This is a genomic window from Azospirillum sp. B2RO_4, assembly GCF_051124815.1.
Lineage (GTDB): Bacteria > Pseudomonadota > Alphaproteobacteria > Azospirillales > Azospirillaceae > Azospirillum.
Window position 1 is genome coordinate 291,209 of the sequence record NZ_CP118489.1, and the last position, 18,863, is coordinate 310,071.

Annotated in this window: 21 protein-coding genes; 12 read left to right on the forward strand and 9 right to left on the reverse strand. The window is 69.8% G+C overall.

What is annotated here, in order from left to right:
- Nucleotides 1-6: 6 nt before the first annotated feature.
- Nucleotides 7-783 carry a phosphatase PAP2 family protein gene (locus PWS46_RS24925; RefSeq protein ID WP_434623535.1) on the forward strand — a complete coding sequence of 259 codons (777 nt, stop codon included), beginning with the start codon at nt 7-9 and terminating at the stop codon, nt 781-783.
- 114 nt (nt 784-897) lie between these two features.
- Nucleotides 898-1,422, forward strand: coding sequence for a hypothetical protein (locus PWS46_RS24930; RefSeq protein ID WP_434623536.1), 525 nt, complete (start codon nt 898-900; stop codon nt 1,420-1,422).
- A gap of 25 nt (nt 1,423-1,447) precedes the next feature.
- Here PWS46_RS24930 and PWS46_RS24935 read toward each other — a convergent pair whose 3' ends face one another.
- Genes PWS46_RS24935 through exbB form a run of 3 tightly spaced genes read right to left on the reverse strand, consistent with a single transcriptional unit; the run spans nt 1,448 to nt 3,623 of the window.
- Nucleotides 1,448-2,299 (reverse strand): energy transducer TonB, encoded by an 852-nt coding sequence (locus PWS46_RS24935; RefSeq protein WP_434623537.1) that lies wholly within the window; start codon nt 2,297-2,299, stop codon nt 1,448-1,450.
- A complete protein-coding gene (gene exbD / locus PWS46_RS24940; RefSeq protein ID WP_434623538.1) occupies nt 2,296-2,727 on the reverse strand; it encodes a TonB system transport protein ExbD in 432 nt (143 codons plus the stop codon). The genes PWS46_RS24935 and exbD overlap by 4 nt, the downstream gene beginning before the upstream one ends.
- 5 nt (nt 2,728-2,732) lie before the next feature.
- Nucleotides 2,733-3,623: a tonB-system energizer ExbB gene (exbB, locus tag PWS46_RS24945; RefSeq protein ID WP_434623539.1), complete on the reverse strand. Its 891-nt coding sequence runs from the start codon at nt 3,621-3,623 to the stop codon at nt 2,733-2,735.
- 368 nt (nt 3,624-3,991) lie between these two features.
- Between exbB and PWS46_RS24950 the strand changes: the two genes are divergently transcribed.
- The 3 genes from PWS46_RS24950 to PWS46_RS24960 are packed head-to-tail and all read left to right on the forward strand — an operon-like array spanning nt 3,992 to nt 5,534.
- The gene (locus PWS46_RS24950) at nt 3,992-4,246 is read left to right on the forward strand and encodes a hypothetical protein (RefSeq protein ID WP_434623540.1); all 255 of its coding nucleotides are present in this window, start codon (nt 3,992-3,994) and stop codon (nt 4,244-4,246) included.
- A gap of 53 nt (nt 4,247-4,299) precedes the next feature.
- Complete coding sequence (locus tag PWS46_RS24955; RefSeq protein WP_434623541.1) at nt 4,300-5,091, forward strand: SDR family NAD(P)-dependent oxidoreductase; 792 nt, start codon at nt 4,300-4,302, stop codon at nt 5,089-5,091.
- Complete coding sequence (locus PWS46_RS24960) at nt 5,088-5,534, forward strand: nuclear transport factor 2 family protein (RefSeq protein ID WP_434623542.1); 447 nt, start codon at nt 5,088-5,090, stop codon at nt 5,532-5,534. Before PWS46_RS24955 ends, PWS46_RS24960 begins: the two co-directional genes overlap by 4 nt.
- Here PWS46_RS24960 and PWS46_RS24965 read toward each other — a convergent pair.
- The 4 genes from PWS46_RS24965 to PWS46_RS24980 are packed head-to-tail and all read right to left on the reverse strand — an operon-like array spanning nt 5,497 to nt 9,654.
- Nucleotides 5,497-6,027: a DUF3833 domain-containing protein gene (locus PWS46_RS24965; RefSeq protein ID WP_434623543.1), complete on the reverse strand. Its 531-nt coding sequence runs from the start codon at nt 6,025-6,027 to the stop codon at nt 5,497-5,499. The two genes, PWS46_RS24960 and PWS46_RS24965, sit on opposite strands and share 38 nt — an antisense overlap.
- 17 nt (nt 6,028-6,044) lie before the next feature.
- Nucleotides 6,045-7,307 (reverse strand): class I SAM-dependent methyltransferase, encoded by a 1,263-nt coding sequence (locus PWS46_RS24970; protein ID WP_434623544.1) that lies wholly within the window; start codon nt 7,305-7,307, stop codon nt 6,045-6,047.
- A complete protein-coding gene (locus PWS46_RS24975) occupies nt 7,304-8,287 on the reverse strand; it encodes a DUF1365 domain-containing protein (protein WP_434624414.1) in 984 nt (327 codons plus the stop codon). Before PWS46_RS24975 ends, PWS46_RS24970 begins: the two co-directional genes overlap by 4 nt.
- Nucleotides 8,287-9,654 carry an NAD(P)/FAD-dependent oxidoreductase gene (locus PWS46_RS24980; protein ID WP_434623545.1) on the reverse strand — a complete coding sequence of 456 codons (1,368 nt, stop codon included), beginning with the start codon at nt 9,652-9,654 and terminating at the stop codon, nt 8,287-8,289. Before PWS46_RS24980 ends, PWS46_RS24975 begins: the two co-directional genes overlap by 1 nt.
- A gap of 122 nt (nt 9,655-9,776) precedes the next feature.
- Here PWS46_RS24980 and PWS46_RS24985 point away from each other — a divergent pair, with 122 nt between their 5' ends.
- Nucleotides 9,777-10,514, forward strand: coding sequence for a sigma-70 family RNA polymerase sigma factor (locus tag PWS46_RS24985; protein WP_434623546.1), 738 nt, complete (start codon nt 9,777-9,779; stop codon nt 10,512-10,514).
- The gene (locus tag PWS46_RS24990; RefSeq protein WP_434623547.1) at nt 10,511-11,233 is read left to right on the forward strand and encodes a ChrR family anti-sigma-E factor; all 723 of its coding nucleotides are present in this window, start codon (nt 10,511-10,513) and stop codon (nt 11,231-11,233) included. Before PWS46_RS24985 ends, PWS46_RS24990 begins: the two co-directional genes overlap by 4 nt.
- Here PWS46_RS24990 and PWS46_RS24995 read toward each other — a convergent pair.
- Both PWS46_RS24995 and PWS46_RS25000 read right to left on the reverse strand, forming a co-directional pair.
- Nucleotides 11,228-11,908, reverse strand: coding sequence for a hypothetical protein (locus PWS46_RS24995; protein ID WP_434623548.1), 681 nt, complete (start codon nt 11,906-11,908; stop codon nt 11,228-11,230). The genes PWS46_RS24990 and PWS46_RS24995 overlap by 6 nt on opposite strands.
- A 104-nt stretch (nt 11,909-12,012) precedes the next feature.
- Nucleotides 12,013-13,038: a sensor histidine kinase gene (locus PWS46_RS25000; RefSeq protein WP_434623549.1), complete on the reverse strand. Its 1,026-nt coding sequence runs from the start codon at nt 13,036-13,038 to the stop codon at nt 12,013-12,015.
- 304 nt (nt 13,039-13,342) lie between these two features.
- Between PWS46_RS25000 and PWS46_RS25005 the strand changes: the two genes are divergently transcribed.
- The 5 genes from PWS46_RS25005 (at nt 13,343) to PWS46_RS25025 (ending at nt 18,379) form a co-directional block, all read left to right on the forward strand.
- Nucleotides 13,343-14,377 carry an amino acid ABC transporter substrate-binding protein gene (locus PWS46_RS25005; protein ID WP_434623550.1) on the forward strand — a complete coding sequence of 345 codons (1,035 nt, stop codon included), beginning with the start codon at nt 13,343-13,345 and terminating at the stop codon, nt 14,375-14,377.
- A 149-nt stretch (nt 14,378-14,526) separates the two neighbouring features.
- A complete protein-coding gene (locus PWS46_RS25010; RefSeq protein ID WP_434623551.1) occupies nt 14,527-15,684 on the forward strand; it encodes an amino acid ABC transporter permease in 1,158 nt (385 codons plus the stop codon).
- On the forward strand, nt 15,681-16,871 hold the full coding sequence (locus tag PWS46_RS25015; RefSeq protein ID WP_434623552.1) for an amino acid ABC transporter permease: 1,191 nt from the start codon (nt 15,681-15,683) through the stop codon (nt 16,869-16,871). The genes PWS46_RS25010 and PWS46_RS25015 overlap by 4 nt, the downstream gene beginning before the upstream one ends.
- Before the next feature lie 20 nt (nt 16,872-16,891).
- Nucleotides 16,892-17,635: an amino acid ABC transporter ATP-binding protein gene (locus PWS46_RS25020; RefSeq protein ID WP_434623553.1), complete on the forward strand. Its 744-nt coding sequence runs from the start codon at nt 16,892-16,894 to the stop codon at nt 17,633-17,635.
- Between the two features lie 36 nt (nt 17,636-17,671).
- Nucleotides 17,672-18,379: a response regulator gene (locus PWS46_RS25025; RefSeq protein ID WP_434623554.1), complete on the forward strand. Its 708-nt coding sequence runs from the start codon at nt 17,672-17,674 to the stop codon at nt 18,377-18,379.
- Nucleotides 18,380-18,863: the final 484 nt, after the last annotated feature.

Below are 18,863 nucleotides of genomic sequence, written 5' to 3' on the forward strand. Positions count from 1 at the left end.
TGAAGGATGCCGGTGAGGACGCGTGACGGGGCCGGGGCCAGGGACGGGATTGGGGGCGGCATCCGGGCGGCATTGCGGGACAGGCTGAACCGCTATCAGCCCGGCGTTCTGATCGGCCTGTCGGTCATCGCCGGCCTGCTGTTCGGCTTCGTCGAACTGGCCGGCGAGGTGATGGAGGGCGAGACCACCGCCTTCGACAAGCACATCCTGCTGGCTCTGCGCGATCCGCTGAATCCCGACCAGCCCGGCGGCCCCTGGTGGCTGGCGCGGGTGGCGCGCGACATCACCTCGCTCGGCAGCACCACCATCCTCGCCATCCTCACCGCCGCGACCCTGGGCTTCCTGCTGCTCCTGCACAAGCGGGCGGCGGCCCTGCTGGTGCTGGCGGCGGTCGGCGGCGGCGGGGCGCTCAGCACCGTGCTGAAGCGGCTGTTCGACCGCGCCCGTCCCGATCTGGTGCCGCATGGCGATCAGGTGATCTCGGCCAGCTTCCCCAGCGGCCATGCCATGCTGTCGGCCGTCGTCTACCTGACGCTGGGCGCCCTGCTGACCCAGTTCGTCGAGGGCCGGCGCACCAAGGCCTATCTGCTGACCTGGGCGATGGTGCTGACCCTCATCATCGGGGCGAGCCGCGTCTATCTCGGCGTCCACTGGCCGACCGACGTGCTGGCGGGCTGGAGCGTCGGCGCGGCCTGGGCGGCGCTGTGCTGGATGGTCGCCGAATGGCTGCAGCGCCGCGGCGCGGTGGAGCAGGATCGGCCGGAAGCCACGGCGGGCAAATGAATGGCTGCGGAGCGCTGATCCGGGTGCGTCGCACAAAAGGTTAACAAGCGGCTTGAATACCGACGCTTGCCCGCCGATAGTGTCGACCCTACCCCTTTCGGATCAGGCCGCACCATGCCTCAGGGCACCCTCGACCGCGAAACCCTTGAAGCCGTCGGCGTCCTCGCCCGCGCGGTGGAGCGCGAGCGGGTGCCCGGCGTCCTGGAATGCCGCCTGCTGGCGAACGCGCTGAAGCGCACCCTGGACAGCGGCCGGGAACGCGAGTTGACCGAGGCGTCGCGCGTCTTCCGCACGCTGGATGTCGACCTGCGCGAGCGCATCGTCGCCCGTGCGCGGGTGGAAGCGCAGCAGGCCCGCGCCCAGGCGAAGGCCGCCGCGACGCCGGACAGCGCCGTCGATCGGGAAGAGGTCACGCAGGAGATTCCCGCGCTGCCCGCCTGGCGTATCTCCGAACCGAAGGGGCGCGAGCCGAAGGGGCGCGCCGGCACCAATTTCCTGGCCGCCCTCAACGGCCTGCGCCCGGCAGCGACCACCGGCGCCAATTCCGGATCCAGCCGGGGCGCCGCCCGCGACCGTCTGCGCGCCGCCGTCGATTCCCAGCGCCGCGTCGGCCAGCGGGCGGAACCGACGCTGGACTGAGCAGCACCGCCACGGATCGGCAGGTTCAGCGGATGAAGAACTGGACCGGCACCACCAGCTCGATGCGGTCCTTCGCCATCTCCTCCGGCGGGGCCGGCAGGGGGGAGGCGCGGCGGACCATCTCCACCGTCTCCTCGTCCAGCGAGGCCACGCCGGAACTGCGGTCGAGCCGAACCGACAACACATTCCCGTCGCGGTCGATGGTGAAGCGGACCTGAGCCACGCCCTCCTGCCTGCGGGCCTGGGCGGCGCGCGGATAGCGCTTGTGCCGTTCCAAATGGCTCAGCAGCCGTCCCTGCCAGCTCGGGATCGCCCGGCTGGCCGCGGCCGACGGCGCGGGCGCCGCCGGTGCCGGAGCCGGAGCGGGTGCCGGCGGCGCGGCCACCGGGGCCGGCTGCACCGGCTGGGCCACCGGCCGGGGCGGCTTGGGCTTCTCCGGTTTGGGCTTTTCCGGTTTGGGTTTGGGCTTCGGCGGCTCGGGCGGCGGTTTCGGCAGCACCACCTCCGGCTCGACCACGGGGGGCGGTTCCGGCGGTGGCGGCGGTTCCTCGACCACCGGTTGGGGTTCGGGCGGCGGCGGTTCGGGGTCCGGTTCGATCACCGGCTCCGGCATCGGTTCCGGCAGGGGAATGTCGATGGCCGGCGTCGGCTCCGGCGGCGCCACCGGCAGCGGCGCCAGTTCCAGCAGCACGGCCGGCGGCTCGGCCTCCGACGCCGTGATCGGCACGTGCCACGCCACCATCGCCACGCCGGCCGCGGCATGGACGCCCAAGGCCAGCATCAGGCTGCCTCCCCAGCGGAAAGCCGCCCCGCGCGCCGGACGCTCCGCCCCGTCGGCGGACCAGCCCGCCGCTTCCTGGTCGAAGGCCGCACTCATGGCGCCGGCGCCGCTTCCAGCCCGACAAGGCCGATCTTCAGATAGCCGGCGGCGCGCAGGCTGTTCATCACCTCGGTCAGGGCGCCGTAATCGACGGTCTTGTCGGTACGCAGGAAGACGCGCTGGGTCTTGTCGCCATGGGTGGCGGCGTCCAGCGCCGCGCCCAGCGCCTCCCTGGTCGTCGTGGTGTCGCCCAGAGACAGAGTCTTGTCGGCCTGGATGGTCAGGAACAGCGGCTTGTCCGGCCGCGGCGTCGGCGTGGCGGTGGAGGCCGGCAGATCGACCGGCACATCCACCGTCGCCAGCGGGGCCGCGACCATGAAGATGATCAGCAGGACGAGGACGACGTCGATGAAGGGCGTGACGTTGATCTCATGGGTTTCGGTCAGATCGTCGTCGCTGCCGCTGGAGCCGAGGCGCGCACCCATCGCCGTCACTCCGCCGCACGGGAATTGCCGTGGGGACGCGGCAGCGCATGGCGGTCGATGTCGCGGCTCAGCAGGCGCAGCACCGCCGCCGACGCGTCGGTCAGCTGCGCTTTGTGGCCGCCGATGGCGCGGCTGCAGGCGTTGTAGACCACCACCGCCGGGATGGCGGCGACGAGGCCGATGGCGGTCGCCAGCAGCGCCTCGGCGATGCCCGGCGCCACCACGGCGAGGTTGGTGGTCTGCGCCTTGGAGATGCCGATGAAGCTGGTCATGATGCCCCACACCGTGCCGAACAGGCCGATGAAGGGGCCGGTCGAGCCGATGGTGGCGAGGATGCCGGTGCCGCGCGCCATGCGCCGGCCGGCCGCCGACTCGATCCGCTCCAGCCGCGAGGCGGCGCGGTCCATCAGCCCGTCGCGCGACGGCGCGTCGGCCGACAGATGGGTCTCGGCGACCACGGCGCGGACCAGCGCGGCGGCGGTGCCCTGGCTGAAGCCGACCCGCTCCGCCGCCTGCGACAGCGAGCGCGACTCCTCCAGCATCGCCAGCGCCGCGCGCGCCTTGCGCTTCGCCGACGACAGTTCCACCGTCTTGGCGATGGCGATGGTCCAGGTGACGACCGAGGCGAGCGCCAGACCCACCATCACCGCCTGCACCACCGGGCTGGCGGTGACGAACATGCCCCAGGGCGACAGGTCGTGCGGCAGCGAGGCGAGAGCGGCAGCCGCCGCGTCCGGAGCGGCCTGCGCCGCCCCCTGCATCGCTCCATCCGGCACCGCCCCGGCGGCGGCGGGCGCGGCGGCCTCCTGTGCGCGGGCGGCGGCGCCGGCCATCAGAGCGCCGGCACCGGCAAGTGCGGCGGCCAGCGCAGGACGGTGGCGAAACGATGTCGGCATGGCGGTCCAACTCCCCCTCGGCGCGTGTCCGGCACGCGCGGTGCAAATATCCCGATGGCGCCCCGGCGCTATGCTCCGGAGCGGATACCCCGATGCGGTTATAGTGCGAATGAGTCTCACTCGCACTGAAAATCGACCGCTGCCGGCGGGGAAACTTGCGTTTTTGTGGGAATTCGGCGCGCTGAGGCCGTGATTTTATTGGCCTTGCGAACAGTCCGGGAGACCGGAATCTCCATCCGCGACCAAGTGCGAATAAGTCTCAATACCATCATTCAGCCCCACTGTCGTGGAGAATCTCGACGCCGTGCAACCTTCCGGCACTCCCGCCGGTTGAACCGTCCATCGAGACAGCGCCATAGAGAAGGCCGATGACCCAGGTTTCCGTCGTCGAGGAAAAGGCCAGTTTCCGGCTGGTGGCCTGCGATGGCCGCTTCGCCGTGGTGGAGGCGCGGGCGGGACAGGTGTTCGGCCTGCCGGACGACGCGGAGGGTGGCCGCGACGGCGCCTCCGACAGCCCCGACGGCATCGTGTCGGTCGCCCGCTGGACCGGCGAGGACGAGGCCCGCGCCCTGATGCGCGACCTGTCGGAACGCGGCGACGAGCTGTCCCGCCGCATCCGGTGATCCGGCGGCCCCCCGGCCGCGTACCGCCTTGGGCATAGTGTGCGGAGCGCAACATGGACGGAACTGGCGGCGAAACGGAAGGCGAGCCGGACGGCAAGGCGCCCGGCATCACCTGGATCACCGGCGCCAGCAGCGGCATCGGCCGGGCTCTGGCGATCCATATCGCCAATGGCGGTGCGCAGGTCGCGCTGTCCGCCCGCTCGGTCGACGACCTGACGTCAACGGTGCAGCACAGCCCGGACCGCATGCGCCTGTTCCCGCTGGACGTCACCGACCGCGTCGCCACCGCCGCCACCGTCGCCGCCATCGAACGCTGGTTCGGCCCCATCGACCGGGCGGTGCTGAACGCCGGCACCCACAGCCCGATGTCCTTGGAGGATTTCTCCGCCGACACCGCCCGCCGGCTGATGGAGGTCAACTATATGGGCGTGGTCCATGGGCTGGAGGCGCTGCTGCCGCGGATGCGGGCGCGCGGGCACGGACAGGTGGCGGTGGTCGCCTCCGTCGCCGGATACCGCGGCCTGCCGACGGCGGCGGCCTATGGCCCGACCAAGGCGGCGCTCATCAACCTGTGCGAATCGCTGAAGCCCGACTGCGATCGCGCCGGGATCAGGCTGCAGCTGGTCTGCCCCGGCTTCATCGACACGCCGCTGACCGCCCGCAACCCCTTCCCCATGCCGGACCTGATGCCGGTGGAGGATGCGGCCCGCCAGTTGGCCGACGAGATGGAGGGCGACGGCTTCGAGATCACCTTCCCGAAGCGCTTCACCCGCAAGCTGAAGCTGGCGCGCTGCCTGCCCTATCGGCTTTACTTCCCGCTGGTGCGCAAGGCGACGGGTGTATGACGGACGACCACAGAACTCAGGGGCTGGACGCCTGGGTCGATTTCTTCGAAACGCTCAGCGTCGAGACGCTCGACCGGCTGCCGGCGCTGACGGTGCCGGAGGTGCGTTTCCGCGACCCCTTCAACGACGCCCGTGGGCGCGATGCGGTGCGCGCGGCGCTGGTCCACACGCTGAACGGCTGCCGCGATCTGCGCTTCACCGTCACCCACCGGCTGTTCGCGCCCGATCTGGCGATCCTGCGCTGGCGGTTCGAGGCGGCGGTGACCGGCATCGGCCGGATGGACGTGATCGGCACCAGCGAAGTGCGGCAGGTCGCGGACGGCCGGGTGGCCGAGCACATCGACCATTGGGATTCCGGCGAGCATGTCTATCTGCGCCTGCCGCTGCTGGGCGCCCCGCTTCGCCTCATTCAGCGGCGGCTGGGGGCTGCACCGCCGGATTGATTTCGACGCTGGGCTGGATCATCCGACCCTCGGGCAGGAAGAACAGGCTGACCGTGCCGATCCACAGGCCCCAGCGATAGACGTTGGCGCGGTTGATCAGTGCATCGCCCGGCTGCAGCCACATCCAGTCGTCGAAGCGCACGCGCCAGCGGTCGCCGCCCACCTTCAGCGCCATCTCGTAGGTCCAGTTCAGCGCGTTGCCGGCCGACCGCCCCACCGCCGTACCGATCACGTCGTCGGCCCGCCCCTCATAAGTTCCTTCGGCAGTTCTGACGATGCGCCAGACCCGGCGGTCGGTCTCGCCGTCGGCATAGAGGAAGCGTTCGTCCAGCACCAGCTCCCGCCCGTCCCACCGTCCGTCGATGGCGACGGTGAAGCTGCGGCGCAGCGTGCCGAACCGGTCCTCGAACACGCCCCAGGCCTGGGTGCGCCCGGCGAAATAGCGCTCGATCCGCAATTCGGGCGTGTTGCCGGCGAAATCCCCGATCTTCATCAAGAGCGGTCCTCCGCCTACGGCTTGCGAAAGCGCCAGAGCCCGACATCGATGGTCCCGGCGCGGAACCCGGCCTCGCAATAGGCGAGGTAATAGTCCCACAGCCGGCGGAACCGCTCGTCGAAGCCCAGCGCCGCCACCTGCGGCCCGGCCTCCAGGAAGCGCCGCCGCCACTCCGCGCAGGTCCGGGCATAGGAATCGCCGAACGTCTCCACATGCTCCACCACCAGCCCGGCCCGCTCCGCCTCGGCGCGCAGGGCCGACGGGCAGGGCAGCATGCCGCCGGGGAAGATGTGGCGCTGGATGAAGTCGCAGCCGCGGCGATAGCGCGGGAACCGCGCGTCGTCGATGGTGATCGCCTGGACCACCGCCGCCCCGCCGGGAACCAGCCGGTCGCGCAGGGCGGCGAAATAGCGCGGCCAATGCTCCTCCCCCACCGCCTCGATCATCTCGACGGAGACGATGCGGTCGAAGCTGCCGCCGGCGTCGCGATAGTCCATCAGCCGCAGGTCGACCTGCCCGGCCAGCCCGGCCCGGTCGATGCGCGCACGGGCGAAGGCCAGTTGCTCCGCCGACAGCGTCAGCCCGACCACCGACGCGCCGCGCCGGCCGGCCAGATGCTCCGCCATCCCGCCCCAGCCGCAGCCGATCTCCAGCACCCGGTCGCCGGGGCGGAGTTGCAGCAGCTCGGCGACGCGGGCGATCTTGGCCTCCTGCGCGGCCTCCAGGCTCTGCCCCTCCCGCTCGTACAGGGCGGAGGAATAGGTCATGCCGGGATCGAGCCACAGCCGGTAGAAGCCGTTGCCGAGGTCATAGTGGAAGGCGATGTTGCGGCGGCTGCCGCGGCGGGAGTTGGCGCGGCTGCGGTGGAACAGCCGGTTGGCCGCCGCCGCCGCGACGGTGCCCCTTAAGCCTTTCTCCTTCGCCCCACCCCCGATTGCCGCCTCGTTGCGGATCGCCAGTTCGATCAGCGCCGGCAGGTCGCCGCTGCGCCACAGCCCGTCGCCATAGGCCTCCGCCATGCCGACCGCGCCGCCCAGCATCAGCCGCCGCGCCGCGGCATCGTCGAGCAGCGTCAGGTCGGCCCGCGGCCCCTCGGCCGGATCGCCGACGCACATCGTCCGCCCGTCGGGCAGGCGCAGGCTCAACTCTCCCCGGCGGATGCCGCCGGCCATCCGCACCAGGGCGCCGGTCCACAAGTCGCGTCCGGTCACCAGCCGCAGCCACCGGGGGTGACGTCGAGGCGCGGTCGCAGCGATGTCGCTAACGATGTCGGTCATGAATGGCCTTCTCGGAAACGGTCGGGAACGACGATGTTCTTCACGACGGTGACGGGATGGACCGGAGCCGGCGGGCGCGGCCGGATCGCCAGCCCCTTGCGCCAGAGATGCAGCGCCTCCCAATGGATGCCGGCGACCACCTTTGCGGTCATCAGCGGGTGGCGGGCCCAGGCGCGCAGGATGGCGCCGTCGGTCAGCTCCACCCGCCGGGCGGTCAGCGACGCATGCAGCACCGGCCCCCCGGCGTCGGTCTGGCGGATGGACACCGCCAGCGGCTCTCCCGCTTCGCCCATGGGCGGGCGGATGCGGAAGTGATAGGCGGTCTCCATGTCCATGAAGGGCGAGACGTAGAAGCACTTGTCGCAACTCTGACGCACCAGCCCGTCCGCTCCGGGCGCCGCCGGGATCAGGTAGGCATGGCGCTGGCCGAAGGTGTTGGACACCTCATGGATGATGGCGGCGAGCGTCCCGTCCCGGCGATGGCAGAACCAGACGCAGAGCGGGTTGAAGACGAAGCCCAGCACCCGCGGAAAGCACAGCAGCCGAACCGCCCCGCCCCCCTCGATCCCGGCGGCGGCAAGCTGGTGTTCAGCCCACTGTTTTAAGTCGCCAAACTCCCTCTCCCCCCCGGGGAGAGGGTCGGGGTGAGGGGGATGCATGGGGTGGATTCCGTGGGAGCGGGGAGTGCACGACTCTTGAAGATCCTCGCCGCGCTCCCCCCTCACCCTAACCCTCTCCCCGGGGGGGAGAGGGGATCCTCCGGCATCCCCACCAAGCGGCCCGAAATCGCCATCATTGAACCCGATCAACCCGAAGCGGTTGTGGGCGAACAGCCGCAGCTCGCGGTCCAGCCGGTCAAGCTCGTCCAGATCGGCCAGCAGGCTGAACACCCGGTAGGACAGGCGGTGCCGCACCGGCTTCACCCGGTGATGCATCACCGTGCCGACATAAAGGCCGGAGGCGAAGCGGGGCGGCTCCATCACGCGGCCTCCAGCGCGGAGGCGCGCGCGGCCGGCGCCGGCCCCACATGGATGCGGCCGGATTCGTTCGGAACCGTCCAGGGCCGGCGCACGCCGCCCAGCGCCTCCGCCACCGCCAGCCCCGCCTGCGCCCCGTCCTCGTGGAAGCCGGCGCCGAAATAGGACCCGGCAAACCAGGTCCGCCGCCGGCCCTGCAGGCTCCACAGCTGCCGCTGCGCAGCCAGCGCCTCCATCCCGAAGATCGGGTGGTCGTAAAGCACGCTGCGCAGAATGCTGCCCTCGCGCGGCGGGCGGATGGGGTTCAGCGTGACGAACAGGTCGCGCTCGCTCGGCAGGAAGCCCTGCAGCCGGTTCATCCAATAGGTGACGCACAGCGCGTCCTGCCCGCCATCCCCCCGCTCGGCCAGATAATTCCAGCTCGACCACACCGCCCGGCGCTTCGGCATCAGGGCGGGGTCGCCGTGCAGGATGGCGAGGTTGCGCTCGTAGCCGAAGGCGCCCAGCAGCCGGCGCTCCTCCGCGCCGGCATCTTCCAGCAGGGCCAGCGCCTGATCGGCATGGGTGGCGAGCACGACATGGTCATGGGCGCGCACCTCGCCGCGGCGGTCGCGCAGCAGGACGCGGCCCTCCTCGCGGACGATGCCCTCCACCGCGCAGTTCAGGCGCAGGGCGCCGGGCATGTCGGCCAGGATGCGGCCGACATAGCTGCGGCTGCCGCCCTCCACCGTGCGCCAGACCGGCCGGCCCTTGACCTTCAGCAGGCCGTGGTTGTCGCAGAAGCGGATGAAGGCGGCGGCGGGATGGCCGCGCATCGACTCCGCCGGGCTGGACCAGATTGCGGCGGCCATCGGCAGCAGATGGTCGCGGATGAAGGCGTCGGAATAGCCGCCGCGGTCCAGCACGTCGCCCAGCGTCAGCGTCTCCGCCGCCGGATCGGCAAGCAGTGCCGGCGCTTCGCGGTAGAAGCGCAGGATGTCGGCGATCATCCGCCAGAAGCGTGGGCGCAGCAGGTTGCGTTTCTGCGCGAACAGGGCCGCGGGCGTGCCGGCATACTCCACCCGCCCGCCGTCGAGCGAGGCGGCAAAGCTCATGTCCGTCGCCCGCGTCGGCACGCCCAGATGGTCGAACAGGGCGACCAGATTGGGATAGCAGGGCTCGTTGTAGACGATGAAGCCGGTATCGACCGGGCCGGCGCCTTCGGCCTCGACCGTGTTGGCATGGCCGCCCGGCCGGTCCTCCTTCTCATAGAGGGTGACGCGGTGCGCCTTCGACAGCAGCCAGGCCGCCGACAGTCCGGCGATGCCGGACCCTACCACCGCGATGTCGAGCGGCGCCGGGGAGGTGTGGTCGGGCTGGAGAAGCGGCATAGGGCGGTCCTTGCGGATCTTGTCGGAAGTCTTGGCGGTGTGTGGCCCCGGACGCTAACCCGATATAGGTAGGTCCGGCTTGTGATCGGAATACGGCGGCAAATCGCCGTCGGATCATCGCCATGCCCACGCTTTCGCGCCAGACTCGAAAAGACGAAATCGGCAGTGATCCGAAGCACGGGCTGCGGCGTATCCTGGCCATGATCGCCCAATTGGCCTCCCTTCTGACGCATGCCGCCGGAGCGGCACGGACGCCGGCCCCAAAAAGGACCGGACCGGGCGCCGGTGGCTGCCCCGATCCAGCATCCGCAAGGCTGGCGGCGGACCAGTCGGCCGATCTGGTCGCGGTGGCGGCGGGCGACCGGGCGGCCTTCGCCCGGCTGTTCGCCCATTTCGCCCCGCGGGTGAAGGCTTACATGCTGAAGCTGGGGATGCCGGCGCAGCGGGCGGAGGATCTGGCGCAGGACACCATGCTGGCGGTGTGGCGCAAGGCCTCGCTCTACGACCCGGCGAAGGCGGAGGCGGCGACCTGGGTCTTCACCATCGCCCGCAACCTGCGCATCGACCTGCTGCGCCGCGAACGCCATCCGGAGGTGTCGGACGACGAGCTGTTGGAGCATGAGGACGACCGCCCGCGCGCCGACGAGGTGCTGGACGGCGACCGCCGCGCCCGCCGCCTGCGCGGCGCGCTGGCCTCGCTGACGCCGGAACAGGCGGAGGTGGTGCAGCTGTCCTTCTTTGCCGACCTCGCCCACCCGGCCATCGCCGAACGGCTGGACGTTCCCCTGGGCACCGTGAAATCGCGCCTGCGTCTGGCCATGGCCAAGATCCGCAAGGCGCTGGGAGACGACGACCGATGACCGCCCGCCAACCCGCCGCCCGCCAAATCTTCCTGCCGAACCATCACCCTAGCGACGCGCTTCTGGTGGCCTATGGCGCGGGCAGCCTGGGAGAAGGGCTGTCTCTGGCCGTCGCCGTCCACCTCGCCCATTGCCCGGACTGCCGCGCCACCCTGGCGGAGGTGGAGGCGCTTGGCGGCGCCCTGCTGGAGGATCTGCCGCCGGCCCCGCTGGAAAGCCTGTCGCTGGCCGCCACCCTCGACCGCCTGGATCGGGAGGAGGCGCCGGGCAACCCCTGCAAGGCCATGCGGATACGGCCGCGATGCAGCCGCCCGGCCGCAGCATCCGCGCCGGCCCCGTCCCTTCCGGGTCCGCTGCGCGCCTATGTGCCGTCGCTTGAGGATCTGTCCTGGCAGCGGCTGGCCCCCGGCGTGCGGCGGGTGGAGCTGCTGCCGCGCACGGCATCGGGCGGCGCGGCCCAGCTTCTGCGCATCGCCCCCGGCACCGCCCTGCCCCATCACGGCCATGGCGGGCTGGAGCTGACCGTGGTGCTGAGCGGCCATTTCGCCGACGAACTCGGCCGCTACGGCCCCGGCGATCTGGCGGAGGTCGACGGCGACACCAACCACCAGCCCATCGCCGACAGCCACCGCGACTGCGTCTGCCTGATCGCGACGGATGCACCGCTGCGCTTCACCGGCCTGATGGGCCGGCTGATGCAGCCCTTCATCGGGCTATAGCAGATCCTTGAACAGCAGCTGCGCCGGCGGTTCCTTGTCCTTGCCCCGCTTGCGCGCCTTCCCCTTCGCCTTTTCCGGTTCGGCTGAAGCTTGAGGCTGCTCCACCGGCAATTCCGGCGCGGCCATCGGCGGTTCGGCCGCCGGTTCCGGCGCCGGCTGGGCAACAGGCTCCTGCGCAACGGGTTCCTGAGCGGCCGGCTCCGGCGCTACCGGTTCCGGCACCGCCACCAGCTCGGCTGCGACCACCTCGGCCGCCGGCTCCACCGGCTGAGCGGCCTCGGGCGCCGCCTCCGCCTTTTCCTTCTTCTTCCGGGGCGGCCGGCGCGGGGCGACACCGACGCCTTCCTTGGCGCGCTGCTTGGCCTTGTCGCGGGCCTGGGCCTCCGGGGCCTCGGGATTGTCGCTCAGCCATTTGCGACGCTTGATGACCTCGTTCACCCGGCCCTGGTTCACGCCCAGCTGGAAAGCGATCTCCTGCTGGGTCATGTTGGTGGTCTCATGCAGGTGCAGGATCTCGGCGGCCAGCTCCGGCGTCATCTTGCGCCCGGTCAGGCGCCGCGCCGGACGGACGGAGCGCTGGGAGCGGTCGCGCGCCCGCAGGGACTCAAGGATCTCCAGCGCGGCCGTGTTGCCCGCCGCCTTCAGCGCGTCCTCGAATTCCTTCAGCGTCGCCATAAGTCAGTCCCCTCCTGCTTTCCCCTGCCGGTCCCCGCAGCAACCGGCAGGATCACAGATAGTTCATCGTCTGGCGATGGAAAAGCCACGACGGATGGTCCCGGTCAGGCCGGAAAGCGCAGATCGATCCGCGTGCCGCTGCCGTCGGCGGGACCGTGGCTCAGGTCGCCGGACAGCTGGGCGGCCAGGCTCTGGATGATCTTCCAGCCCAGGCTGGGCAGGCGCTGCACGTCGAAGCCCTCCGGCAGGCCGATGCCGTCGTCCATCACCAGCAGATGCAGCTGGCCCGGCTCGCCCGGCACCGGCTTCAGTTCGATGGTGACGGTGCCGCCGCCGCGGCCGGCGAAGGCGTGTTTCAGGCTGTTGGTCAACGCCTCGACGATCAGCAGCGCCAGCGCCAGCAGCCGTTCGGGCGACTGCGGCGCCGCCCGCACCGTCACGCGGCAGGCCACGCCGGGAATGCCGGCCGCCGCCAGCATGTCGCGGCACAGCGCCTCGACATGGCTGCCGAAATCGTCGCCGGAGCGCGGGTCGTGCAGCCGCCGGTGCACCCGCGCCATGGTGTCGAGCCGCCGCCCCGCCTCCTCCAGCGCCGCCATCGCCCCCTCCGGCGAGCGGGCGATCGACCGCCGCTGCAAATCCAGCAGGGAGGAGACGAACTGCATGTTGTTGGCGACGCGGTGCTGCAGCTCGTGGAACATGGTGGTCTGCGCCTCCAGCAGGGAGGCGGTGCGGCCGCGCTCTTCCTGCAGGCGGGCCAGCGTCACCTGCATGCCGTGGATCAGCGCGATGTCGACCGTGACCACCAGCGCATAGAAGGCCAGCGCCAGCCCGACCGGCCCATCCAGCACGAAGGTGTCGAAGGGCGGGATGAAGAAGTACCAGGCCGCCACACCCGACAGCACCGCCGTCACCACCCCCGGCCACAGCCCGGCGATGAAGGTGGTCAGGATCACCGCCGGAAAGAAGGTGAGATAGGGAAAGCCCGACGGCAGCGTGCCGTCGACCAGCCGGCGCAGCAGCAGGGCGGCGGCGAAGGTCAGCAACGCCATGCCATAGCGCGCCGCTGCGCCGCGCCGCAGCAGCGAGACGCGCGCGAACAACTGCCAGAGCGGCCGATCGGACCCCATCGACGTCACATTCCCCCAATTCCCGGCACTGACATATCACCGGCACCCATCGCTTGTAGGGCCGGCACGCAGCCTGCGCACGTAAAATATTAGCCCGATGGCATGATCGTCGACAGGCGAGGCCCGGCCCCCCCTTTCGCAGCCCGCGCGGCCCATTTGTCCAAAGCTGTTCACAACTCCGCCACATCCGTTCATGCCGGGCGGGCACTTTGTTCAATCCACGGAGCGATTGTGACGAAGCGCGGCGGCCGGAGCTTCCCGCCCCGGCGCCCCACGAACCACCAAGGCTAAGGAGCCACGCCCCGTGAAGTCCCATCTGAGCGCGCTCGCCATCGCGGCCACCCTGTCCGTCTCCGCCCTTGCCCTCTCCGGTACGGCCCAGGCCGGCGCCACCTTCGACGGCGTGAAGCAGAAGGGCTATGTCCAGTGCGGCGTCAACCTGGGCCTGTACGGCTTCTCCTCGCCCGACGACAAGGGCAAGTGGTCGGGCCTTGACGTCGACATGTGCCGCGCCGTCGCCGCCGCCATGTTCGGCGATGCCGAAAAGGTGAAGTACACCCCGCTGTCGGCGCAGCAGCGCCTGCCGGCGCTCCAGTCCGGCGAGATCGACATCCTCGCCCGCAACACCACCCGCACCCTGACCCGCGACACCGCCAACGGCCTCAACTTCGGCCCGACCAACTATTTCGACGGTCAGGGCTTCATGGTCTCGGCCAAGCTGGGGCTGAAGAGCGCCAAGCAGCTGAACGGCGCCACCGTCTGCGTCCTGCCCGGCACCACGACCGAGCAGAACGTGTCGGATTACTTCCGCGCCAACAAGATGACCTTCAAGCCGGTCGTCATCGAGAAGAACGAAGAGCTGAACAAGGCCTTCTTCGCCGGCCGCTGCGACGCCCTGACCTCCGACGCCTCGCAGCTGGCCGCCATCCGCGCCGCCGAGGTGCAGAACCCCAACGACTACGTCATCCTGCCCGAGCTGATCTCCAAGGAGCCGCTGTCCCCGGCCGTCCGCCAGGGCGACGAGGAATGGATGAACCTGGTCACCTGGGCCTTCTACGCCATGGTCCAGGCCGAGGAGAAGGGCCTGACCTCGGAGACCGTCGACGCCGCCATGACCTCCCCCGATCCGGACGTGAAGCGCCTGCTGGGCGTCACCGCCGGCAACGGCAAGGCGCTGGGCGTCGAGGAGAACTGGGCCTTCAACATCATCAAGCAGGTCGGCAACTACGGCCAGAGCTTCGAGCGCAACGTCGGCGCCGGCTCCAAGCTGAAGATGCCGCGCGGCCAGAACGCCCTCTACACCGAAGGCGGCATGATGTACGCCCCGCCGATGAAGTAAGGGCATAGTCCCCTCTCCCCCCCGGGGAGAGGGTTAGGGTGAGGGGGAAGCGCGGCGGGACCTTCGGGATAGCCACGCAATGCATCCCCCTCACCCCGCCCCTCTCCCCGGGGGGGAGAGGGAGGTTCTCCCCCGCACGGAGCAACACCATGACAAACCCGGTCCAGGCGCTGAATTCCGCGCGCGTGCGGGGGTGGCTGTATCAGGCATTGTTCCTGGCCTGCGCCCTCGCCGTCGCCTGGTATCTCGTCTCCAACACGCTGACCAACCTCGCCACCCGCGGCGTCGCCACCGGCTTCGGCTTCCTGGAACGCGAGGCGGGCTTCGAGATCGGCGAGAGCCTGCTCTCCTATTCCGCGTCCGACACCTATCTGAAGGCGCTGGTCGTCGGCCTGCTGAACACCCTGGCGGTGTCGGCCGCGGGCGTGGTGCTGGCGACCGTGCTGGGCGTGCTGATCGGCATCGCGCGGCTGTCCTCCAACTGGATGGTGAACCGTTTCGCCACCCTGTATGTCGAGACGATCCGCAACGTGCCGCTGCTGCTGCAGCTGGTGGTCTGGTACACCATCATGAACCGGCTCCCCAGCCCGCGCGAGGCGCTGGAGGTGGTGCCGGGCTTCTTCCTCAGCAACCGCGGCATGAAGTTCCCGGTGCTGGTGGAGCATGCCGGCCATGGCTGGGCGCTGCTGGCCCTGATCGCGGGAATCGCCGCGGCAATCGCCATCGTCCGTTACGGCCGCCGCCACCGCGAGGCCACCGGAAAGCCCTTCCCCACCCTGCCGGCCGCCATCGCCGCCGTGCTGCTGCCGCCGGCCCTGGTGTTCATCGCCACCGGCGCGCCGCTGGCCTTCGACGTGCCGGTGCTGTCCGGCTTCAACTTCGAGGGCGGCGGGTCGGTCACCCCGGAATTCACCGCGCTGCTGATCGGCCTGTCGGTCTACACCGCCGGCTTCATCGCCGAGATCGTCCGGTCCGGCATCCTCGCCGTGCCGCATGGCCAGACCGAGGCCGGGCTGGCGCTGGGCCTGTCGCCGGGCAAGATCCTGCGCCTCGTCATCCTGCCGCAGGCGCTGCGCGTCATCGTGCCGCCGCTGACCAGCCAGTATCTGAACCTGACCAAGAACAGCTCGCTGGCCGTCGCCATCGGCTATCCGGATCTGGTCAGCGTCTCCAACACCTCGGCCAACCAGACCGGACAGGTGGTGGAGGCGGTGGCGATGATGATGCTCGTCTATCTCATCATCAGCCTCAGCATCTCCGGCTTCATGAACTGGTACAACCGCCGCGTGGCTCTGGTGACCCGATGAACAAGCAGTTCCCGGCCGATCAGGCCCCGATCCCCACCGCTCCCATCCCCCCCGCCCATTGGGCCGCGTCCTACGAGGAGGAGCCGACCCAGGCCTCCGCCCCGCCGCAGCCCAACGGCATGACGGCGCTGAAGCCCTTCGGCTGGGCCCCCATAAGCTGGACACGGAACAATCTGTTCAACACGCCGCTGAACACCGTCCTGACCCTCGCCTGCCTCGGCCTGCTGTGGCTGGTGGTGCCGCCGGCGGCGAACTGGCTGCTGCTGAAGGCCAGCTGGTCCGGCTCGTCGGAGGCCTGCCGCGAGGCGGCCGGCGCCTGCTGGTCGGTGATCGTGGTCAAGCACCGGCTGATCTTCTTCGGCACCTATCCCTATGACGAGCAATGGCGCCCCTTCCTGGCCTGCGCGCTGTTCGTGGCGATGCTGGGCGCCAGCGGCGTGCGCGCCTTCTGGCGGCCCTGGCTGGCCGTGGCCTGGGCGCTGACGCTGGTCGGCATGGGCGTGCTGATGTGGGGCGGCGTCGCCGGTCTCAGCTATGTGCCGAACGACCGCTGGGGCGGCCTGCCGATCACGCTGATGCTGTCGGTCTTCTCCATCGCCATCGCCTTCCCGCTGTCGATCCTGCTGGCGCTGGGCCGCCAATCCTCGCTGCCGGCGATCCGCACCTTCTGCGTCGGCTTCATCGAGACGATGCGCGGCGTGCCGCTGGTCAGCGTCCTGTTCATGGCGTCGGTGATGTTCCCGCTGTTCCTGCCGGAAGGCGTCACGGTCGACAAGCTGCTGCGCGCGCTGGCCGGCATGACGCTGTTCACCGCCGCCTATCTGGCCGAGGCCGTGCGCGGCGGCCTGCAGGCGATCCCCAAGGGCCAGTACGAGGCCGCCGACGCGCTGGGCCTGTCCTACTGGCAGAAGACGGTGCTGATCGTCCTGCCGCAGGCCCTGCGCATCGTCATCCCGCCGATCGTCAACCAGTTCATCAGCGCCTTCAAGGACACCTCGCTGGTCACCATCGTCGGCCTGTACGACCTGCTGACCGCCGCCACCGTGGCGACGACCGACCCCGAATGGCGCCCCTACTTCGCCGAGGTCTACGTCTTCGCCGGGCTGATGTTCTGGATCTTCTGCTTCAGCATGTCGCGCTACAGCCAGTGGCTGGAGCGTCTGGCCAACCGCTACAACCGCCGCTGACCGGCTCTGGAGACCGAGCAATGACCGAGAACGCCATCATCGAACTCCGCAAGGTCGGCAAGTGGTACAACAGCTACCACGCGCTGCGCGACGTCAGCATCAGCATCAGGAAGGGCGAGAAGGTCGTCGTCTGCGGCCCGTCGGGTTCGGGCAAGTCGACGATGATCCGCTGCATCAACCGGCTCGAGGCGCACCAGACCGGCCACATCATCGTCGACGGCATCGAGCTGACCGACGACGTCAAGGCGGTGGAGAAGATCCGCCGCAAGGTCGGCATGGTGTTCCAGAACTTCAACCTGTTCCCGCACCTGACCGTTCTGCAGAACCTGACGCTGGCCCCGATCTGGGTCCGCGGCATGGCGAAGTCCGAGATCGAGGAAATCGCCATGATGTACCTGAAGCGGGTGCGCATCCCCGATCAGGCGCACAAGTTCCCCGGCCAGCTGTCCGGCGGCCAGCAGCAGCGCGTCGCCATCGCCCGCGCGCTGTGCATGCGGCCGGAGATCATGCTGTTCGACGAGCCGACCTCGGCGCTCGACCCCGAGATGGTCAAGGAGGTGCTCGACGTCATGACCGAGCTGGCGGGCGAGGGCATGACCATGGTCTGCGTCACCCACGAAATGGGCTTCGCCCGGCAGGTCGCCGACTCTATTGTCTTCATGGCCGAGGGCTCGATCATCGAGAGCGGGTCGCCGGCCGAATTCTTCGAGAACCCGAAAAGCGAGCGCACCCGCCAGTTCCTGGGCCAGATCCTGGAACATTGAGGCGATAGGGGGCGCGAAAAGGCGGATAAGAGGGCCATGCCGGCGACCATTGCCATCACCGACGACGACGCGGTGACGCGCGAGACGCTGAAGTCCTACCTGACGGACGAGGGCTTCGACGTCCTGCTGGCCCGAAGCGCCGAGGAGCTGAAGGAGCTGCTGACGACCGCCGCGGTGGACGTCGTGCTGCTCGACATCCGGCTGCCGCGCCAGGACGGCCTGACCCTGACCCGCGAACTGCGCGCAGGATCGGAGATCGGCATCATCCTGGTCAGCAGCCGGGCGGAGAAGCTGGACCGCATCATCGGGCTGGAGATGGGGGCCGACGACTACATCGCGAAGCCGTTCGAGCCGCGCGAGATCCTGGCCCGCGTGCGCAACCTGCTGCGCCGGCTGAAGGCGCCGGGCGACCAGCGCGACGACCGGCGGCGCAGCTTCGCCGGCTGGACGCTGTGGCTCGACCGCATGCGGCTGACCGATCCGCAGGGCAATCCGGTGCGGCTGACCGGCGCGGAGTTCGAACTGCTGTCGACCTTCGTCTGCAACCCCGGCCGGGTGATGAACCGCGACTATCTGCTGACGGCGACGACGCGGCGCAAGACGGACGCCACCGACCGCACCATCGACAGCCTGGTCCGCCGCCTGCGCCGCCTGATCGAACCCGACCCCGCCGACCCGAGGCTGATCGTCACCGTCCACGGCACCGGCTACCTCTTCGCCGGCGACGTCTCGCAGGATGGGTGAGGAAATCTTCTCATCGCCCAGGATCCCCTCTCCCCCCCGGGGAGAGGGTTAGGGTGAGGGGGACGCACAGCGAGGATTTCCAACGGTCTCACAGTCCCCATTCGCCACCGAATCCACCCTATGCATCCCCCTCACCCCGCCCTCTCCCGGGGCGGGAGAGGGCGCATCCACCGAACCCCGAGCAAACTCCCCCGTCGCTTCAGTCTCGCGGCGGCCACGCGCTCGGCAGCCTGGGCCACGGAAATCGCGAAATTTTTTCGCGCGCTTCCGTGGCCCATTTTTTATGCATCGGAGTGGGCAACCGGCCTCTTCCGAAGTCAACCCACCACATCCGGTTGCTTTTCGTCTTGCCGAACTCCTCTCTAGGAGAGTCGTGGACCGTCCGTCCGTCAAAAAACCTGCCTGTTTCTTTGCTCCGCTCATCCCCGCTTGCCTCAAATGCAAACGAAAAGACACGAACTGTTCACAAATGAACGCTAAACCG

Coding starts and splice junctions, on each gene's coding strand:
- PWS46_RS24925 (WP_434623535.1), top strand. CDS start 7: ATGCCGGTGAGGACGCGTGACGGGGCCGGGGCCAGGGACGGGATTGGG.
- PWS46_RS24930 (WP_434623536.1), top strand. CDS start 898: ATGCCTCAGGGCACCCTCGACCGCGAAACCCTTGAAGCCGTCGGCGTC.
- PWS46_RS24935 (WP_434623537.1), bottom strand. CDS start 2,299: ATGAGTGCGGCCTTCGACCAGGAAGCGGCGGGCTGGTCCGCCGACGGG.
- exbD (WP_434623538.1), bottom strand. CDS start 2,727: ATGGGTGCGCGCCTCGGCTCCAGCGGCAGCGACGACGATCTGACCGAA.
- exbB (WP_434623539.1), bottom strand. CDS start 3,623: ATGCCGACATCGTTTCGCCACCGTCCTGCGCTGGCCGCCGCACTTGCC.
- PWS46_RS24950 (WP_434623540.1), top strand. CDS start 3,992: ATGACCCAGGTTTCCGTCGTCGAGGAAAAGGCCAGTTTCCGGCTGGTG.
- PWS46_RS24955 (WP_434623541.1), top strand. CDS start 4,300: ATGGACGGAACTGGCGGCGAAACGGAAGGCGAGCCGGACGGCAAGGCG.
- PWS46_RS24960 (WP_434623542.1), top strand. CDS start 5,088: ATGACGGACGACCACAGAACTCAGGGGCTGGACGCCTGGGTCGATTTC.
- PWS46_RS24965 (WP_434623543.1), bottom strand. CDS start 6,027: ATGAAGATCGGGGATTTCGCCGGCAACACGCCCGAATTGCGGATCGAG.
- PWS46_RS24970 (WP_434623544.1), bottom strand. CDS start 7,307: ATGACCGACATCGTTAGCGACATCGCTGCGACCGCGCCTCGACGTCAC.
- PWS46_RS24975 (WP_434624414.1), bottom strand. CDS start 8,287: ATGGAGCCGCCCCGCTTCGCCTCCGGCCTTTATGTCGGCACGGTGATG.
- PWS46_RS24980 (WP_434623545.1), bottom strand. CDS start 9,654: ATGCCGCTTCTCCAGCCCGACCACACCTCCCCGGCGCCGCTCGACATC.
- PWS46_RS24985 (WP_434623546.1), top strand. CDS start 9,777: ATGCCCACGCTTTCGCGCCAGACTCGAAAAGACGAAATCGGCAGTGAT.
- PWS46_RS24990 (WP_434623547.1), top strand. CDS start 10,511: ATGACCGCCCGCCAACCCGCCGCCCGCCAAATCTTCCTGCCGAACCAT.
- PWS46_RS24995 (WP_434623548.1), bottom strand. CDS start 11,908: ATGGCGACGCTGAAGGAATTCGAGGACGCGCTGAAGGCGGCGGGCAAC.
- PWS46_RS25000 (WP_434623549.1), bottom strand. CDS start 13,038: ATGGGGTCCGATCGGCCGCTCTGGCAGTTGTTCGCGCGCGTCTCGCTG.
- PWS46_RS25010 (WP_434623551.1), top strand. CDS start 14,527: ATGACAAACCCGGTCCAGGCGCTGAATTCCGCGCGCGTGCGGGGGTGG.
- PWS46_RS25015 (WP_434623552.1), top strand. CDS start 15,681: ATGAACAAGCAGTTCCCGGCCGATCAGGCCCCGATCCCCACCGCTCCC.
- PWS46_RS25020 (WP_434623553.1), top strand. CDS start 16,892: ATGACCGAGAACGCCATCATCGAACTCCGCAAGGTCGGCAAGTGGTAC.
- PWS46_RS25025 (WP_434623554.1), top strand. CDS start 17,672: ATGCCGGCGACCATTGCCATCACCGACGACGACGCGGTGACGCGCGAG.